This is a genomic window from Dorea sp. BIOML-A1 (assembly GCF_009875615.1).
GTDB lineage: Bacteria > Bacillota > Clostridia > Lachnospirales > Lachnospiraceae > Dorea_A > Dorea_A amylophila.
Window position 1 is genome coordinate 65008 of the sequence record NZ_WWSA01000002.1, and the last position, 19708, is coordinate 84715.

The window sequence follows — 19708 nt, forward strand, 5'->3', positions numbered from 1 at the left end:
AATATCCCTTGAGCAGTTAAATAATAATTTGAATCTGCTTGAGGGATGTTTTTTATCTTAGAATTAAATTGAAAAATGAGGAAAATTGTATTTAAAGATTGCACTATTTCTTATAGAATTTTAATTTGATCGATAAAATACTATTAAAATATAAAACCGCTTGATAAAAAAAGAAAGGATTATTATACTATTATTAACAGTAGCATAGATATCTTTAATGAAAGTAGATGAAAGGTGACAATAATGAAAAAACCAACTTTGTATATTATAATCCCTTGTTATAATGAGGAAAAAGTTTTGCCGATAACATGTGAAATGTTTTTGGATAAAATAACAGAATTAATTCAAAATGATAAAATTGATGATTCAAGTAAAATAATGTTTGTTAACGATGGAAGTAAAGACAAAACATGGGAAATTATTAGTGATTTAGCCAAAAAAAATAAACATTATATCGGAATTAGCCAAAGCAGAAATAGAGGGCATCAGAATGCAGTTCTGGCAGGATTGATGGAGGCAAAAGATGAGTGCGATATAACAATTTCAATAGATTGTGATGGACAAGATGACATTAATGCAATGAATTTAATGGTTGATGAATATCTTAACGGTAGTGAAATTGTATATGGAGTAAGAAGCAAAAGGGATACGGACACATTTTTTAAACGATTTACAGCAGAAGGATTTTATTGGTTGATGAATAAAATGGGAGCAGAAGTGGTCTTTAATCATGCTGATTATCGATTGGTCTCGAGCAGAGTATTAAACGAATTCTCGAATTATAAAGAAGTTAATATATTTTTGAGAGGAATGTTTCCGCTGGTTGGATTTAAAAGTACTTCCGTATATTATGAAAGGCATGAAAGAATTGCAGGGGAAAGCCATTATCCATTGAATAAAATGCTGGCACTTGCTTTTGATGGAATTACTAGTCTGAGCATAAAACCGATTAGAATGATAACTTGTCTAGGAAGTTGTATTGCAATATTAAGTTTTTGTGGAGTAGTATGGTCAATTATTATGGCACTTTTAGGGAAAACTGTTGCAGGATGGGCTAGTATGGTATGTATTGTTGCTTTTATTGGAGGAATTCAGTTGGTTTGTTTAGGCGTGTTGGGAGAGTATATCGGAAAAATTTATTTGGAAGTAAAGCATAGACCGAGATATATTATCAGTGAAAGAACAAGTAAAGATAATAGCATTAATGACTAATGAACTAAAGAAAGGTAAAAGGATGAAAAAGAATAAATATATAAGAATGAGTGTAGTAATAATGATGGGAATAATGTGTGTTTCTGGAATGCCTAGTAATGCATATGCTATTGAGAATAATGCAGAAATTAGTGACGGAAATGTGTTACAGAATACAACTGATGAGAGTTATGCAGAGAATAATGATATCAATCCCCAAGAGGAATTGACTGACGATAATGATAAAGAAAATGTGCAAAATCAATCATTAGAAGAAACGGACTTGAATGAGGCTGAAAAAAATGATGAGGCAAACAGTTGGAGATATCAAAATGGAAAGTTAATAGTTCAAGATTCAACAAATAGTAGAGCGGCGAGATATGCGGCAAGATCAGTTGCGCCATGGACAAATATTGATGGTAATTTTTATAACAGCTTGGGACAAAAAATAGAAGGAGTTGTGGCGAAAGGAATAGATGTAAGTGAGCATAACGGACAGATTGATTGGAACAAGGTAAAAAATACGGATGTGAATTATGCGATTATTCGATGTGGATATGGTATGAATCAGACGAATCAAGATGACAGAAAATGGAGTTATAATGTGTCGGAATGTGAAAGATTAGGAATACCGTATGGTGTGTATATATATTCTTATGCTGATTCTGTTCAAAAAGCAGCAAGTGAAGCTGAACATGTATTGAGATTGATTGAGGGAAAAAAATTAACATATCCTATTTATTATGATTTAGAAGAAATTAAAGTGAGAAATAAAGTAAGTGCTGCAGAAATTGCAAAAATTGCAGAGACATTTTGTAATAAAATAGAAGCAGCTGGTTATACAGTTGGAATATACGCAAATACAGATTGGTTTACTAACTATTTGACAGATGCAACATTTAATAATTATAAAAAATGGGTAGCTCAGTATAATTATAAATGTACATATTCAGGGAAATATTTAATGTGGCAGTGCTCTGATAAAGGAAGTGTCAATGGAATAACAACAGCAGTTGATTTGAATATGGATTTTGGAACATTAAACGGAATACACTTAGTAGAAGAAGACGGCGCAACATATTGTTATTCGGGAACTCAAAAGTTATATGGAGAGCAGAAAATAAATAATAGTTGGTACTATTTTGATGAAAATCAAAATGGGAAAATGATAAAAGCAACATTTTGGAATTTACCGGGGAAAATAGTCTATTATGGAGATAATGGGGCTATGAGATACGGAGAACAGAAAATAAATGAAAAATGGTATTACTTTGAGCCAGTAACAGGAGCAATGCAGACAGGATTTTTGAATGTGGGAAATAAAATCGTATATTATAACAATGAAGGATATATGATTTACGGTGAACAAAATATAAATGGTGAGGAATATTATTTTAACACATTCAATGGAGCAATGTTTACAGGATTTAGAGATACTGATATTGGAAAAGTCTATTATGGAACGAATGGGGCTAAATGCCATGGAGAGCAGAGAATCAATGAAAAATGGTATTATTTCGATCCTGCAACAGGAGCAATGCAGACAGGATTTGTTGATTTGGGAAGTAAGACCGTGTACTATAGTACAACAGGAAGTATGTGTTATGGAGAAAAACAGATAAATGGAAAATGGTATTACTTTGAACCAGTAACAGGAGCAATGCAGACAGGGTTTGTGAATCTTGGAAGTAAAGTTGTGTATTACAATACAAAAGGTGAAATGCAGTATGGAGAACAGAAGATAGGAGATAATCGGTATTATTTTAGTACATGGGATGGTGCAATGTACAAAGGCTTCAGAAACGAAAAAGAAGGTAAAGTATATTATAAGACCGATGGATCTAAATGTTATGGAGAGCAGAGAATCAATGAAAAATGGTATTATTTCGATCCTGCAACAGGAGCAATGCAGACAGGGTTTGTTGATTTGGGAACTAAGACCGTGTACTATAGCACAACAGGAAGTATGTGTTATGGAGAAAAACAGATAAATGGAAAATGGTATTACTTTGAACCAGTAACAGGAGCAATGCAGACGGGGTTTGTGAATCTTGGAAGTAAAGTTGTGTATTACAATACAAAAGGTGAAATGCAGTATGGAGAACAGAAGATAGGAGATAATCGGTATTATTTTAGTACATGGGATGGAGCAATGTTAAAAAACGGATGGAAGAATAAACATTATTATAATAACGATGGTATTCGGATTAAATAGTTATTAATAAAAAAGAGAGGAAAGCAAATATGAAAAAGGGTATTGTATTGGGATTAATGCTTGGTGTATTTGGTTTAAGTGGAGTAGGATTACAACAATATACATATGCCGAAAATGCATTGATTGAGCAAGAGGATGAACTATATACAGGAGAAAAACAGATTGATGGGAATTGGTACTATTTTGAGAATGGTAAAAAAGTCACAGATCGTTTTATGAAATTACCGGATGGGAGAATTGTGTATTATGGAACCGAAGGAGCAATGCAGTATGGAGAACAAGAAATAAGTGGTAAGCATTACTATTTTAGTACATGGAATGGGGCGATGCAATTTGGAGTTCAAACGCTTGCAGATGGAAAAGAACATTATTTTTCTTCTGATGGAAGCATGCTTATTGGCGAGGTGAACATAAATGGAAAATGGTATTGCTTTGATTCAAATGGAGAAATGGTAAAAAATAAGTTTTATAAACTTACGGATGGAAGAACTGTTTATTATGGAATAGATGGAGCAATGTTGTATGGTGAGCAAAAGATAGATGGAAACTGGTATTATTTTGATACTTGTTTAGGGACTATGCAAACAGGTTTCTTGCAATTGCCTGGAAAAATGGTTTTCTATGATCAAAATACTGGAAAAATGTTATATGGAAATCAGTGTATAGATGGCGATAATTATTATTTTAATACATTTAATGGGGCAATGTTAACTGGATTCGTAAATAAAGATAATGGTAATAAAATTTATTATGGAAATGACGGAAAACAAAAATATGGCGAAGAAAAGATAAATAACAACTGGTATTATTTTGATGAAAAAACAGGAAATTTAACTACAGGCTTTGTTGAATTGCCAAGTAAAATTGTTTATTATAATCCAGATGGAACTATGCATTATGGAGAATTGTTATATGAAGGTCATTGGTATTATTTTGATTTATTGACTGGAGCAATGCAAACAGGTTTCTTACAATTGCCTTCGAAAGTAGTGTATTACGATCTGAAAACGGGACAAATGCTATATGGAAAACAAGAGATAGATGGTTTTATGTATGAATTTGATACATGGAACGGAGCAATGAAATTAGGATGGAAATCAAAAGACGGAAAAAAATATTATTATACATCATCCGGAATTGCCAAAGGAGAGTGTCGTATAAATGGAAATTGGTACTATTTCGATGAGGTAACTGCGGTTATGCAAACAGGATGGGTTAAACATCATGAACATACTTATTATTATAATTCTGATGGAATTATGCAGTATGGTGAAAAACTAATTAATGGAAATTGGTACTATTTTGATCCCGTGTATGGAATAATGCAAACGGGCTGGGTAAATCATCATGGAAATGTGTATTATTATGACAAAGAAGGAAAAATGTGTCATGGATGGAGTGAAATAGAGGGAACATTTTATTTGTTTGATGAATGGAATGGAATACATAAACCAGGGTGGAGAAAGGAAAATGATAAAATATATTATTATTCAGGCAATGATAGATATTACGGTGAAAAATTAATCGATGGAAACTGGTATTATTTCAATCCAGAAAAAGAAGGAGAAATGGCAACCGGATGGAGCGAACATCACGGACATACATATTATTATAATAAATACGGGGCTATGCAATATGGATGGAATAATATTAATGGAACGGAATATTATTTTTGTAAGGTCACAGGAATATATATTAAGGGATTTTATAGAACACAAGGTGAAACATATTACTATGAAAATGATAAACCGTATTCCGGAGAAAAACAGATAGATGGGAATTGGTATTGCTTTGATAAAGGAAAGATGATTACTGGATGGTATCAGCTTTCAGGACGTAAAGTATATTACAATTCGGAAGGAAAGATGTGTTACGGAGAAAAACAGATAAATGGAAACTGGTATTATTTTAATACATGGAATGGCGCTATGGTAATAGGTTGGTATAATTTACCGGGAAAAAAAGTGTATTATGGAGCAGATGGAGCAATGCTGCATGGTACGCAAGTAATCGGAGGACAAACATATCGATTTGATTCAGTTACAGGTGCGTTGCTTTTAAATGGTATGGAATTAAAAGCACAAATATATAACAGTAATACCGGATGGCTGATTTTAGTTGATACATCAGCTAATCGTGTGGGAGTTTATCGAGGATATGTCAATAATTGGAATGAAGTTAAATATTGGCCGTGTACATCAGGAGCAATGTCTACACCAACTGTAAAGGGGGCGTTTACGGTTCAAGGACGAGGAACCTCTTTTGGCTCAGGATATACATGTTGGTATTATACACAATTCTACGGTAATTATTTATTCCACTCAGTTTTATATAAACAAGGTAGTAAATCAACAATTATTGATGGGAGATTAGGTATTAATGCATCACATGGATGTGTCAGACTGAGTATTGAAAATGCAAAATGGATTTATGATACCATTCCATCCGGAACAAAAGTAATTGTATACTAATCTAACAATAAGGAAGATTAAAACATGAAGTGGCTTGAAGAAATAAGCAGAAAAATTATGCACTACATTATAGTAATTGCTATTACAACTATAATGGTATTAAATTGTGTATTTACTGCACGTGTGGCTTATGATGAAAGTGAAAAAGTATCATATTTTGTTCAACCGCAATCTATTATTTTTGCGGTAGTTATGGGAATAATTATCTGTAGTATGTTTTGTGGATTGAAAAAATTCTCAGAAAAAACTATTTTTGTGGCATTTACTATTATGTACATCGCAATTATGATATATATGGTCCTAAATATTAAAGTATGCATAAGAGCAGATGCCAAATATGTACTAGATGCTGCTAAACAGATTTCAAATGGAAATTATGCAAGTTTAAAAAAAGGAGGATATTTATATATATATCCAAATCAATTGGGATTGGTTTCGTATGATCGCATTTTGTTGAAAATATGTAAAAATGAAAAAATAATGTATATAATAAATTTATTTGAGATTATTTTGATTAATTGGTTTGGCTATAGAATATCTAATTTGATATTTAAATGTAATGTAAGTGTAAACAAAATTGTAATAATATTGGAGTTCTTGTTTTTGCCACAATTATTTTTTATAATGTTTGCGTATGGATTAATACCAGGATTTTGTGCAATGATTGCAGCATTCTATTTTGTGCTTAAATTTATAGAACATAGAAAAATAAGTATGGCAATTATCAGTGCGGTTTTGTGTGTTATTGCAGCTGTGTTGAAAATGAATTTTTTAATAGGTGCTATAGCTGTATTTATTATATTGTTTTTAGATTTTATGAAGAATAAAGAGTATAGAAGTCTTGCACTGGCAATGGTAATTATCATGGGGACGTTGATGTCTGGAAAAGTAATAGGAGCAATATATGAATTTGAGACTGGCGTGGAAAAAAACAATGGAATTCCGTCAACAGCCTGGATTGCAATGGGGACTGACTTGGAAAATACGGAAAAAGCACCAGGCTGGTATGACATTTCTAATTATGCAACATATACATTAGATGCTAATTATGATTCGGAAAAAGCAGGAGAAATATCACAAAAAAAGATAAAAGATAATTTAAAAAAAAGTATTGAAAATCCGGGACGGACTATAAAATTTTATGGAAAAAAAATAGTTTCAATGTGGTGTGAACCAATGTTTCAGTCGGTGTGGAGTGGACCATGTATTGATACAAAAGACTATGTACAATCAACAATATTAAACTCTTTGTATTCAGGAAAAAATGTTGAAAAAGTGTGTAGCATATTTATAAAAGCGTTAGTATTGAACATCTTGATATTTTCGTGTATATTTAGGTGGCGTAGTTCTCAATATCGCGAGAAAAGTGATTTGTTGTATCTGTTTTTTTTGGGAGGAATCATTTTTCATATTTTTTGGGAAGGAAAAAGCCAGTATACATATCCGTATGTTTTTGTGCTGATACCGGGATGTGCGTATGAATTTGAAAAGATTTTAATGAGATTCAAAAAATGTTATAAGTGATATAATAGAGGTGTTAATTAATGACTTATTAATTGCGCCTCTATTATATTTATAAATAAAATGCAGAGGTTGACTTACATCTTCTAATAATATATAATTAAAATGTTTTAGTGTCTAGTTCTAAAAATAGGGAGGCTTGGCATGGATAAAAAAAAGATTTTAATTACGATAATCGTGCCGGTATATAATACCGAAAAATATTTAAAAGAGTGTTTGGATTCCATAGTAAGTCAATCAATAGAGGAAGCGTTCGAGATATTAGTGGTTGATGATGGAAGTAAAGATAGATCGGCAGATATTATTAAATATTATGAAAAAAAATATAAAGGAATAATTAGAGGAATCTATCAAAAAAATCAAGGACAATCAGCGGCAAGAAATCACGCATTAGAAGTTGCAACAGGAGAATATTTGATATTTATTGATAGTGATGATTATATAGGAAAGAATTATATAAAAAAATTAGTGGATGTAGCAAAAGAAACTAATGCAGACATGGTACTATGTAATTATACGAAGGTGGATGAAAAAGGAAATCTATTAAAAATATATAATGCGAACTATTCTGAAGGAAGCATTAGAATTCCGTCATATATATCATGCAATCGGATTATAAAAAGAAGTTTAATGGAAAAATATCACATGAGATACAAAGAAGGAATTATATGTGAAGACATTCCATTAATGCTTGAGTTGGAAATGGTAGCAGATAATGTACAAGTAATTCAGATGCCAGATTATTTTTACAGGACAAATCCAGCATCTACTACAGTTACTTTTAAAAAAAGAAAATTAAAAATGAGTCAGTTGCCATTTCAGGCGATGGAAGAGTGTATTGAATTTGGAAAACAATTTAATAAAAATATTACCGAAGAAGAATTAGAGTTTTTTATATGTAGAATATGGACAGCCCTCATTTTCGACATAGGAAGAAATTGTGAAAGAAAAATAAGAAGGGCCATGGTTAATGAAATTAATACTTTTATGAAAAAATATTTTCCTGATTGTTATAAAAACCCGTATGTTAAATTAAGAAGATTTAAAAATATGAATTTTGTACAAAGAGGTGGAACATGGATATTTGTTCAAGGAATGAAGTTTCACTGTTTGGGAGTAATATCGGAGATACTCTCCGTTTTTTGATGAAAGGAAGGAAAAATAGTATGAACCATACATTTGCAATATGTGCGTATAAAGAGAGCGCTTATTTGGAAAAATGTATAAAATCTTTAAAAAATCAGACAATCAAGTCGAACATAATATTAGTGACATCAACACCGAATGATTTTTTAGAAGAAATATCAAAAAAATATAATTTGCCATATTTTATAAATAAAGGCGAAAAAGGAATTACTCAAGATTGGAATTATGCTTATAAGATGGCGGATACTGAGCTGGTTACAATTGCACATCAGGATGATGTTTATTTGCCGGAATATGCGGAACATATTAGTAAGGCAGTAAAAGGAGTTAAGAAACCTTTGATTATCTTTACGGATTATGCAGAATTACGTAATGAAAAACCAGTGTATCATAATAAACTGTTGAAGATTAAAAGAATTATGTTAATGCCATTGAGGATACGGGGACTTCAGAAATCAAAATTTGTTCGAAGAAGAATTTTGGCTTTTGGGTGCCCTATTTGTTGTCCATCAGTTACATATATGAAAAAAAATTTACCAAAAAAAATATTTAAACCTGGTTTCCGAAGTGATGAGGATTGGGAAGCATGGGAAATGTTATCAAAAAGACAAGGATCTTTTGTATATTTGAATGAGATACAAATGTATCATAGAATCCATGAAGAATCGGAAACATCGGTTATTTTGGGAGATAATGCAAGAAACGAAGAAGATTATATTATGTTTAGAAAATTTTGGCCGGTTCAAATTGCTAAGTTATTAGCAAAAGTATATGCTAAAAGTGAAAAATCGAATGAATTATAGGTGCAAAAGTAAACAATGAATGATAGATTAACGCAAGTGATTATAGGGGAAAAAAACGTAACAGAGAAAAAAAATTTTGTTTGGAATATGGTTGGGAGTGGGATTTTTTCATTTGTTTCAATGGCATTGTCGCTATGTGTGATTCAAATCGCAGGGGAAAAAGTTGGCGGTGTGTTTTCTATTGCAGTAACAATAAGTCAAATGATGTTATATATTGCCTTTTTTGAATTGAGAACTTTTTTGGTGACAGATACAAATAGAAAGTATACTTTTTCACAATATCATGGGGCAAAGATATTGACATGTACGGCGATGATGTTTGTAAGCATTGCATATGTTTTAGTAAAAAAATACGTGCCATACAAAGCTGTTGTGATTATCTTAATGTGTTTGTATAGAATGATTGATGGATACGCAGATATATATGAGGGAGAATTTCAACTGAATGGGAAATTGTATTTATCAGGGAAATCTATGACATTTAGATCTGTACTATCTGCAATTGCATTAATTGTAACATTAGCCATATCAAAAAATATAGTGCTTTCGATACTTTTGGCAATCATTGTGTCTTTTATCTGTGTAATAATATTTAATATCAATATTGCAAAGTATTATGGGAAAATAAAGCCAGATTGCAGATGGAATAATGTGAAAAGTATATTATATGAATGTTTTCCATTTTTTATAGGTGCATTTTTATGGGTATATATATTAAGCGCGTCACGAATTGCTGTTGATAATAATATGTCAAGCCAAAGTATGTCATATTATCAGGTTTTATTTATGCCGGTGTCAATAGTGAATTTGTTCGCAACATTCTTTTTTAGACCGGCACTGACGAGTTTGTCAGAATTGTATTATGGAAATGAAGAAAAGAAATTTATAAAAAAAATAGTATTATTATTAACAATGATTATGGCGTTTACAGTCATTTGTGTGATAGGTGCATATATATTGGGAATTTCGGCACTTTCATTAATAAGTGGTTGCGATTTGCATGCATATAGGAAACTGCTTATTATTTTGATGATTGCAGGAGGAATTAATTCAGCATCTTTTTTTATGTATTACATTTTAACAATTATGAGGAAAGCGAAAAGTATTTTGATAGGGTATATAACATCTGCGATTATTACAGCTGTTATATCCAACAAATTTGTTGAAATGAAGGGTTTGGAGGGCGCTGCTTTTAGTTTTTTAGTTACAGTTATATATTTATTTTTGTACTTTATGATTAGTTTTGTGAGAAAAATGATAAAAAGAAGTAAAAATCATGGGAGAGTAGGCAATTAAATATGAAAAAAATTATTATTATACCTGCGTATAATGAAGAAGAAAACATTGAGAAAACAGTTACAGCAATTAAACAAAATGCAAAGGGATTTGACTATGTAATTATTAATGATTGTTCAATAGATCGTACAAGGGAAATTTGTGAAAAAAATGGATATAATATTGTGAATTTACCGATTAATTTGGGAATTGGTGGAGCTGTCCAAACAGGGTATAAGTATGCTTACGCGTATGGATATGATGTTGCAGTACAGGTGGATGGAGATGGACAGCATGATCCTGAATTTTTAGATAAAATGGCACAATATCTTATGGAACATGAACTGGATATGGTGATTGGGTCAAGATTTATTGAAAAGAAAGGCTTTCAGTCGTCAAGTACAAGAAGAATAGGAATCAAATTTTTTACTTGTTTAATAAAAATGATGACTGGAAAAACAATTACAGATCCAACATCAGGTCTCCGAATGGTTGGAAGAAATGCGATGGGATTGTTTGCTAATGATTATCCAAGAGATTATCCAGAGCCGGAAAGTGTGGTAGCAATATTACGGAGAAAAATGAAAGTGGAAGAAATTCCGGTTGTTATGAAGGAGAGGGAAGGAGGAGTATCATCAATTTCATTAAAGAAATCTGTTTATTACATGATAAAAGTTCCGTTGGCTATATTAATTGAAAGAATTAGAAAATATTAGAGGTGGAAATATGACGGTCAAGATTCAAGTTATAATTGCAATAATTGTAATAATTGCATTAAGTATTATAGTTAATATGATTCGAAAAAAAAGATTAGAATTAAGATATGCTTTGGCATGGTTGATTGTGGGTGTGGGAACATTGGTTTTGGATTGTTTCCCTAAATTAATTAAATGGATATCTGATTTAGTTGGTATTGCTGCCCCTGTAAATATGTTATTCTTTTTTGGATTTTGTTTTTCATTGATCATTATTTTTGTGTTAACGGTTGCTATTTCGAGAGTGTCTATACGAATGAAACAATTGGCACAGGAACTTGCTTTATATGAGAACAAAATGAATGATGAACAAAATACACATAGTTAAATTAACAGGAAGGTTTTTTTATGCAGGATTATATTAAAAAATTTAAAAAGATAATTGTGCTATTATGTATATCAATAATTGCCGGTGGAGTGATAATGGGGGGATATGCCGGCATTCATTATATAAAAGCAGGGGATAATAAAGGAAAACATTCAATTGATAATTCCAAAATAGAAATCAGAGGAAATATAAAAGAAAAAAATGGAAAATATATTGTTTCTGAAAAAGGTGGAAAAATTATAATAAAAATGCCGAAACAATATATTAATAAATTCACGTATGAATATGAATCCAGTTTCTTTTCAAATTCTTTGCTACATGTAAAAAAAGATAATATTTATGGCGTAAAAAAGAACAAAGATATAAAAGATGAATACATGCAGGACATGCCGAGATCAGTAGTTAACATTGATGGAAAGACATCATCAATTGAGTTGGAATTTAATGATTCGCATAACAAATTAAAAGTATTTAATTTCGGCATTGATAATTCATTGAAATTAAATCCGATGCTGGGTGGATTTGTGAGTTGTTTGACATTTGTTTTTTTGTTTTTATTTGTATTCAGAAAAGAAAACAAAAAGTATCCTGCAGTTGCCTTTTTTGTATGTTCTTTTATAGCAGCTACGTGTCTGCTGGTACTTCAGCCGCCTTATATTACAGGATGGGATGAACAAATACATTTTAAAAATGCTTATCTGATTGGCTGTACAAAAGAAAAAGAACCTGCAACACAAGCGCTTGATTATTATTATGGCAATGCATATATGATTAATGAAACTACAAGAGATAATACAGAATCTGTTGAAGAAAAAATAGATTATATAAGAGTTCTTAATACGAAAAATCATTATAGTGGAATAGTAGCTGATGATTATACGTTCCAAATAAACAGTGTGGGGTATATATTCCAGGCATTGTTTTTAAAAATAGGAAAAATTTTTAATATGCCATTTTATATTATGTGGTTACTTGGCAGATTTTCGAATGTTTTGCTGTATTCACTGATAATGAGTTTGGCAATATGGGTTGTTCCAATTGCAAAAAGATTATTATGTGCATTGGGAATGATGCCACTTATGATTTATCAGAGTACAGTATATACATATGATATTACGGTAATTGCATTTTTAATATTAGGAATGTGCATTTTGGTTAGAGAGTTCATCAGAAAAGAAGAAAAATTCCAATATCGATGGCGTATTGCATTTATATTGTGTATGGTGTTAGGCTGTCTGCCGAAAGCGGTTTATTTTCCGATGATATTAAGTTGTATGATACTTAGAAAAGAAAAATTCTATTCAAAAAAAGATGCTTGGATATTTAAAGGTTTTATAGTTGTTGTATGTTTCGCTTTATTGGCATCATTTTTATTGCCGGTGCTTTCATCACCCGAACAATCATCGGATACCAGAGGCGGAGATACAAACGGAGCTTTACAGTTATCTTATATATTAAAACAGCCTTTTGCGTATGCAGTTGTTTTGGGAAAAAATGTTATAGATACTCTTCAGGATTCGTTCATGGGACCGAAGGCGTTGAATTCTTTTGCATATCTGGGGGATGGAAAATATTCTGCTTTATGTGCAGCTTTTTTAACAGGGGTAGCACTGACAGATACATATGGAGATAAGCAAACTAAGAAAAAAACATTAGATATCAGTACGAGGATTGCTTTTCTGATTGTCTTTATTGTTACAATCGTCTTTATATGGACAGCGTTGTATATATCGTTTACTGAGGTGGCAGAAGAAATCATTCAGGGAGTACAGGCAAGGTATTATTTGCCGTTTTCATTTTTTGTTTATTTGTGCATACAAAATAAGAACTTAAAAAATACGATTTCTTTGGAAAAATATCAGTTATGCATTATGACAATTAGTAATGCAATTTTATTCCGAGAAATCGGGCAGATAGTATTAATAAATAAGTGTTTGTAATTCTAAATGAAGAAAAAAATAAGGAGCTGAAAATGAAACAATATATCCAAAATTTTAAAAAATTCCAGCCGCTGTTAGAAGAACTGGTCGCAAGAGATATTAAAATTAAATATCGAAGATCCGTCTTAGGTGTTTTGTGGACATTATTAAATCCATTGTTAATGATGATTGTATTATCAGTCGTGTTTTCAAATCTGTTTAAATTTGATGTGGAGAATTTCCCGTTGTTTATTTTGAGTGGACAGGTAATCTTTAACTTTTTTTCTGAATCAACGACAAATGCGATGGGAGCAATTCTTGGAAATGCATCTCTGATCAGAAAGATTTATGTACCAAAATATTTATTTGTTATTTCGAGAATCTTTTCAAGCTTTATTAACCTGATGGCCTCTTTTACAGCGCTGATTCTGGTTATGGTTGCGACAAGAGCGGAATTGCACTGGACAGTAATCCTTGTTCCGATTCCATTGGTATTGTTAGTAATATTCTCTATGGGAATTGGACTGATTCTTTCGGCAATTGCTGTAAAGTTCAGAGATATCATGCATTTATACTCGGTATTCATTACAGCACTGATGTATCTGACACCGATTATTTATCCAATGTCAATTTTACCGGCATGGCTGAAACCAATCGTAAATTTGAATCCAATTACCAATATCCTGCTGATGTTCAGAGATGTGATGTTGGATTATACAATCTTTGATGCAAAATCAATTATTATTGCGGTGATAGAAGCAGGACTTGCACTTGTAATCGGACTCAGAGTATTCTACAAAGCACAGGATGAATTTATTTTGAACATATAGGGAGCGGTGAAAATATGGAAAAACAGGCGATCATAAAAGTAGAAGATGTTTCGATGAAGTTCAATCTTTCATCTGAAAAATTCGATAGCTTTAAAGAGTATGTGATCAAAAGATTAAAAAAACAGGTGAAGTTTGATGAGTTCTGGGCATTGAAGAATGTATCATTTGAAGTATATAAAGGTGAATCACTTGGACTGATCGGACTTAATGGTAGTGGAAAAAGTACAATGTTGAAAACAATTGCAGGAGTTTTAAAACCAACGACGGGTAAAGTTGAAGTTTGCGGGACAGTTGCTCCGCTGATCGAGCTTGGTGCCGGATTTGATATGGATCTTACTGCAAGAGAAAATGTATTTTTGAATGGTGCATTGTTGGGATACGGAAGAGAAGAGATGGAAAAGCATTACGATAATATTGTGGAATTCTCAGAACTCCAGAATTTTATGGATGTTCCGGTCAAAAACTTTTCTTCAGGTATGGTGTCAAGGCTTGCGTTTGCAATTGCGACGATCGGGACACCGGACATATTGATCGTTGATGAAGTGCTTTCGGTTGGTGATTTCCGATTCCAACAGAAGTGTGAAGAGCGCATCAGAAAAATGATGGAACATGGGACAACTATTTTATTTGTATCGCATAGTATTGCACAGGTTGAAAGTTTGTGTGAGAAAATTGTATGGCTTGAACACGGGCATGTGAAAAGGTTTGGCGATGCAGATGAAATTTGTAAAGAATATAGTCAGTCATAATAGATGAGGTAATAGCATGAAAAAAAAGATTCAGATAATAATTGCAGGGATTATTATTGTTGCAGGTTCGTTCTTATATGCACATATAGGGAAGAATAATTATATATATGACAGAGCAGTGGATACCAGCGAATATATAACAACAGGATCATTCCTGAATGAAACTGTACAGGAACGGTTCAAAAGTAATGAAGATACATTGGATGGTGTTAGGGTAAAATGCAGGATTACAGGTACACCATCAGATACGGTTATCAAATATAGTCTTACAGATGCAGAAACGCAGAAAGTAGTTGCGAATGGCGAAACGAAAGCGACGGATCTGGAAAGTGGAAAATTCTATAATTTTAAATTTGATACTGTGAAAAACTGTAAAGATAAAGAATATATTTTTTCTATCGGCACAGAAGGAGAAATTCCGGACAATGCAGTATTGTTCTGCTTTGAAAGAAAAACAGAACAAGGAACAAAGTTCTGGATCAATGATGAAGAGACAGACGGAACATTGATCATGAAAGCGGTTACGAACCGGTTTGATGCAGAGACATTTTGTGTATTATTGTTATTTATCATTTACGTAATAGCTTTTATGAAATTCTTATATAAATTATTCAAATAGTGGAGTACAAAAGTGAAAATTAAGAAAGTAATAAAGATGTTGATAAAACAGGGACCATTTGCAGTCCTTAGAGCAATAAGAGATCATTACAGAAAAAAAAGAGAAGAAGAGAAATTCAGGAACCGGGTGCGTTCACTTCATCTGATTTCGGATGGTGAGCGGGAAAATCAAAAAAACAGGAAATTTCTGGCACCGGTATCATTTAGTATTATTACACCACTGTATAATACACCAGAGAATTATCTGAGAGAATTATTGGAATCGCTGCAAAAACAGACTTATCCAAAATGGCAGTTATGTCTGGCAGATGGAAGTGATAAGGAGCATGAATACGTAGGTGAAATATGCAGAGAATATGCTTCAAAAGATTCAAGAATCTGCTATGAGGTATTAGAAGAAAACAAAGGAATATCGGAAAATACCAATGAATGTCTGAAATTTGCAACAGGAGACTACATAGGTCTTTTGGATCATGATGATATCTTGCATGAGTCAGCATTATATGAAATGATGAAAGTAATTGAAGAGGAAAAAGCAGATTTCTTATATTCGGATGAAGTAAAGTTCTCTGGAAAAATCGAGGATGCATCAGACTTTAACTTCAAACCTGGATTTGGAAAAGATGAATTAAGAGCCCATAATTATATTTGTCATTTTACAGTATTCAAAAAATCACTTTTAGATCAGATTGGACAGGCATACAGACCGGAATTTGACGGCAGCCAGGATCATGATATGGTTTTAAGACTGACGGAAAAGGCAGAAAAGATTGTACACATTCCAAAGGTTCTGTATTACTGGAGAGTTCATCCACAGTCAGTTTCGATGAATCTGGATTCAAAAAGTTACGCGGTTGATGCTGCAATACATGCAGTCAGCGAACAGTTAGAAAGAACGAAAGAGCCGGGGAAAGTTGAAAGTAATCTTCCGTATCGGACTATTTACCGTGTACATTACGAAATTCCGGACAATGCAGGTGTGCTGCTTATTTTGCATGGAGCAGAAAAGAACACAGAATATGACAGGGCAAAAGAAAAAATTTTGGAAAAAACCACATATAAAAATATTCGTGTCGTATATGCAAATAAAGAGAACGGTACATTTGCTGATAATGTAAATAAACAGATAGATAGTATGAAAGAAGAATACGCAGTTATGATAAATGTTCATTGTCTGCCAATGAATCCGGACTGGGTAGAAGAAATGCTGATGTTTGCACAGAGGCAAGATGTATGTGCCGTATCCCCGAAAGTATATTTTGAAAATAATCTGATTGCATACGCAGGTATTGCTTTGGATGTTAGAGATAATGCGAAAGTGAAATTCTTGTGCCAGGGGGTTAACGGCGCAGAACAGGGATATGAAGCAATGTTGCGGCATGTCCGTAATACTACGGCAGCATGGAAAGATTGCTGCATGATATCGAAGAATGCGTGGAGAAATCTTGGAGGATTGAAAGAAGATGTTCCGGGATACGAAATAATTGATTATTGTCTGAATGGAGAAAAACAGGGACTTTGGACTGTATGGACATGTTTTGCAGAATTTTCTTATTCCAAAGCATTGACAATTGAGGTTGATGATACAGAGATTCAGAAGTTTATTTCAAAATGGGAAAGCAGAATCAGTAAAAAAGATAATTTTTACAATCAAAATCTGGCAGAACTGGGTATTTTATAATTATTAGGAGGAAACGATGGCAGATATACGAGAGTTAACGGCGAAAACACTTCATACATTAAAAGAAGAAGGAATTATCAGTGTCGGAAGAAAAGCAAAGAGTTACGTTCATACGGCAAGAACGGTAGGAAGAGATGCAAAAGACAGAGTCTATAAAGATGTATTATTCATCAATGGTTGTGACGAAAGCGTACCTCATCCGGCGAGATACCGTGTGACACATCAGAGAGAACAGCTGGCAGCGAATAATATTTCTACAGGCGAAGTATATTATGTAAACCTGCAGTTGGATCAGGTCAGATATTATCGTACATTTGTCTTTTTCAGATGTCCATACACAGATATGATTGGTGAATTTATAAAATTAGCCAAAAAGCTGAATAAAAGAGTACTATTTGATATCGATGATCTTGTGGTTGATACAAAGTACACAGATACGATTAAATATCTGGATTCTATGTCTAAAGAAGAACGAGCTTTATACGATGATGGTGTTATGCGGATGGGTAGAACATTAAAATTGTGTGATGCCGCAATTACAACGACAGAAAGACTTGCTGAAGAGTTGGGACATTATGTACCGGAAGTATTTATTAACCGAAATACGGCCTCAGAAGAAATGTGTGCGTTATCCAAAGAAGCGTTAAAAAATAAAACCCGTAAAGACGATCATGTGGGAATCGGATATTTCAGTGGAAGCCTGACACACAACGATGATTTTGAACTGGTATTGCCGGCACTGACTAAAGTAATGGAAAAATATCCACAGGTTCAGCTGCATGTGGTTGGAGAACTGGATCTTCCGGAAACGTTACAGCAGTATAAAGCACGTGTGGTATCTCATCCGTTTGTTGACTGGAAGAAATTACCGTCGCTGATTGCGGAAGTGGATATTAATCTGGCACCGTTAGAGCAGAGCATCTTTAACGAAGCAAAATCCGAAAATAAATGGGTGGAAGCAGCACTGGTGAAAGTTCCAACGGTAGCAAGTAATGTGGGTGCATTTCAGAGAATGATCGTATCAGGAGAGACAGGAATTCTCTGTGATACAGAAGAAGAATGGGTAGAACAATTAAGCAGACTGGTAGAAGATAAGAAAGAAAGAGACCGGATTGCAGAAAATGCGCATAGATATTGTACAAAAAAATGTGTAACTGTATATACAGGATTCCCACTGGTTAAATTTATAAAAAAATACACGACACCAAATATTGCATTTATACTGCCTTCTCTGAATATCAGTGGCGGAATTATGGTGGCACTGTGGCATGCTGTTATGCTTCAGGATGCGGGAATGGATGTCACACTTTTCAATGTAGATAATTCAATTCAATGGTGTACATTTAAAGAACATCAGATACCGGTAATGAGTCAGGATCTCAGACTGGTAGAAGGAAGAATTGACAAAGCTGTTGCGACTATGTGGACGACGGTTGCATTTCTTGAAAATTATCAGAATATCGAAAAGAGATATTATCTGGTACAGAATTTTGAAACGGATTTCTATGAGCCGGGAGTTCCGCTCAGAGTATTTGCAAATCAGAGTTATATCCCGAAGGTACCAATCCAGTATCTTACCATTTCAAAGTGGTGTGAAGACTGGTTAAGAGACGATTATGAACAGATTGCCAGATATGCACCAAATGGAATTGAAAAAGCAAACTTCCCACACCATAAACGTGAGATGAACGGAAAGATCCGTATTCTGATCGAGGGAGATTGCGGAGTAGAGTACAAAAATGTTGACGAAAGTTTCAAAATCACAAATGAACTCGATAAAGAAAAGTATGAGATATGGTATATGTCTTATAATGCAGAACCAAAAGACTGGTATCGTGTAGATAAATTCCTTCATAAGGTACCGTTTGATCAGGTGGCTGATGTATATAATCAGTGTGATATTCTGTTAAAGACAAGCTACCTGGAAAGTTTTTCATATCCGCCGTTAGAAATGATGGCAACAGGTGGATATGCAGTGGTTGTTCCGAATGATGGAAATAAAGAATATCTGGTAGATGGTGAAAACTGCCTGCTTTATCCACTTGGCAAGATTGAAAAAGGAATTGCCGCAATTGAAAGAATCTGTACAGACAAAGGATTACAGGAGCACCTGTATGAAGGTGGTATCAAAACTGCACAGTCAAGAGACTGGGAAAGTATCCGCAAAGAAATCGTAGCTTTATACGAAGATTAATGAAAGCAAAGG

General features: G+C 33.1%; 15 protein-coding genes. All 15 read left to right on the forward strand.

What is annotated here, in order from left to right:
• Nucleotides 1–243: 243 nt before the first annotated feature.
• The gene (locus GT508_RS01115) at nucleotides 244–1212 is read left to right on the forward strand and encodes a glycosyltransferase family 2 protein (protein ID WP_161143393.1); all 969 of its coding nucleotides are present in this window, start codon (nucleotides 244–246) and stop codon (nucleotides 1210–1212) included.
• The gene (locus GT508_RS01120) at nucleotides 1175–3406 is read left to right on the forward strand and encodes a GH25 family lysozyme (RefSeq protein ID WP_161143394.1); all 2232 of its coding nucleotides are present in this window, start codon (nucleotides 1175–1177) and stop codon (nucleotides 3404–3406) included. The genes GT508_RS01115 and GT508_RS01120 overlap by 38 nt, the downstream gene beginning before the upstream one ends.
• A gap of 29 nt (nucleotides 3407–3435) precedes the next feature.
• Nucleotides 3436–5877, forward strand: a complete 2442-nt coding sequence (locus GT508_RS01125) for a L,D-transpeptidase family protein (RefSeq protein WP_161143395.1) — start codon at nucleotides 3436–3438, stop codon at nucleotides 5875–5877.
• Between the two features lie 24 nt (nucleotides 5878–5901).
• On the forward strand, nucleotides 5902–7401 hold the full coding sequence (locus GT508_RS01130; RefSeq protein ID WP_161143396.1) for a hypothetical protein: 1500 nt from the start codon (nucleotides 5902–5904) through the stop codon (nucleotides 7399–7401).
• 141 nt (nucleotides 7402–7542) lie between these two features.
• A complete protein-coding gene (locus GT508_RS01135) occupies nucleotides 7543–8544 on the forward strand; it encodes a glycosyltransferase family 2 protein (protein WP_139009766.1) in 1002 nt (333 codons plus the stop codon).
• Nucleotides 8545–8564: 20 nt separating this feature from the next.
• Entirely contained in the window at nucleotides 8565–9347 is a 783-nt protein-coding gene (locus tag GT508_RS01140) for a glycosyltransferase family 2 protein (RefSeq protein ID WP_227079875.1), read from the forward strand.
• Between the two features lie 15 nt (nucleotides 9348–9362).
• Nucleotides 9363–10643, forward strand: coding sequence for a lipopolysaccharide biosynthesis protein (locus GT508_RS01145; protein ID WP_161143397.1), 1281 nt, complete (start codon nucleotides 9363–9365; stop codon nucleotides 10641–10643).
• A gap of 2 nt (nucleotides 10644–10645) precedes the next feature.
• A complete protein-coding gene (locus GT508_RS01150) occupies nucleotides 10646–11338 on the forward strand; it encodes a glycosyltransferase family 2 protein (protein WP_161143398.1) in 693 nt (230 codons plus the stop codon).
• Between the two features lie 10 nt (nucleotides 11339–11348).
• Nucleotides 11349–11705 (forward strand): DUF2304 domain-containing protein, encoded by a 357-nt coding sequence (locus GT508_RS01155; protein WP_161143399.1) that lies wholly within the window; start codon nucleotides 11349–11351, stop codon nucleotides 11703–11705.
• 20 nt (nucleotides 11706–11725) lie between these two features.
• Nucleotides 11726–13645, forward strand: a complete 1920-nt coding sequence (locus GT508_RS01160; protein WP_161143400.1) for a DUF2142 domain-containing protein — start codon at nucleotides 11726–11728, stop codon at nucleotides 13643–13645.
• A 32-nt stretch (nucleotides 13646–13677) separates the two neighbouring features.
• Entirely contained in the window at nucleotides 13678–14454 is a 777-nt protein-coding gene (locus tag GT508_RS01165) for an ABC transporter permease (RefSeq protein ID WP_055281616.1), read from the forward strand.
• A 14-nt stretch (nucleotides 14455–14468) separates the two neighbouring features.
• Nucleotides 14469–15203 (forward strand): ABC transporter ATP-binding protein, encoded by a 735-nt coding sequence (locus tag GT508_RS01170; RefSeq protein WP_055281614.1) that lies wholly within the window; start codon nucleotides 14469–14471, stop codon nucleotides 15201–15203.
• A gap of 16 nt (nucleotides 15204–15219) precedes the next feature.
• Nucleotides 15220–15822, forward strand: coding sequence for a hypothetical protein (locus tag GT508_RS01175; protein ID WP_139009771.1), 603 nt, complete (start codon nucleotides 15220–15222; stop codon nucleotides 15820–15822).
• A gap of 12 nt (nucleotides 15823–15834) precedes the next feature.
• Nucleotides 15835–17502 (forward strand): glycosyltransferase family 2 protein, encoded by a 1668-nt coding sequence (locus GT508_RS01180; RefSeq protein WP_161143401.1) that lies wholly within the window; start codon nucleotides 15835–15837, stop codon nucleotides 17500–17502.
• A gap of 16 nt (nucleotides 17503–17518) precedes the next feature.
• Nucleotides 17519–19696, forward strand: a complete 2178-nt coding sequence (locus GT508_RS01185; RefSeq protein ID WP_161143402.1) for a glycosyltransferase — start codon at nucleotides 17519–17521, stop codon at nucleotides 19694–19696.
• Nucleotides 19697–19708: the final 12 nt, after the last annotated feature.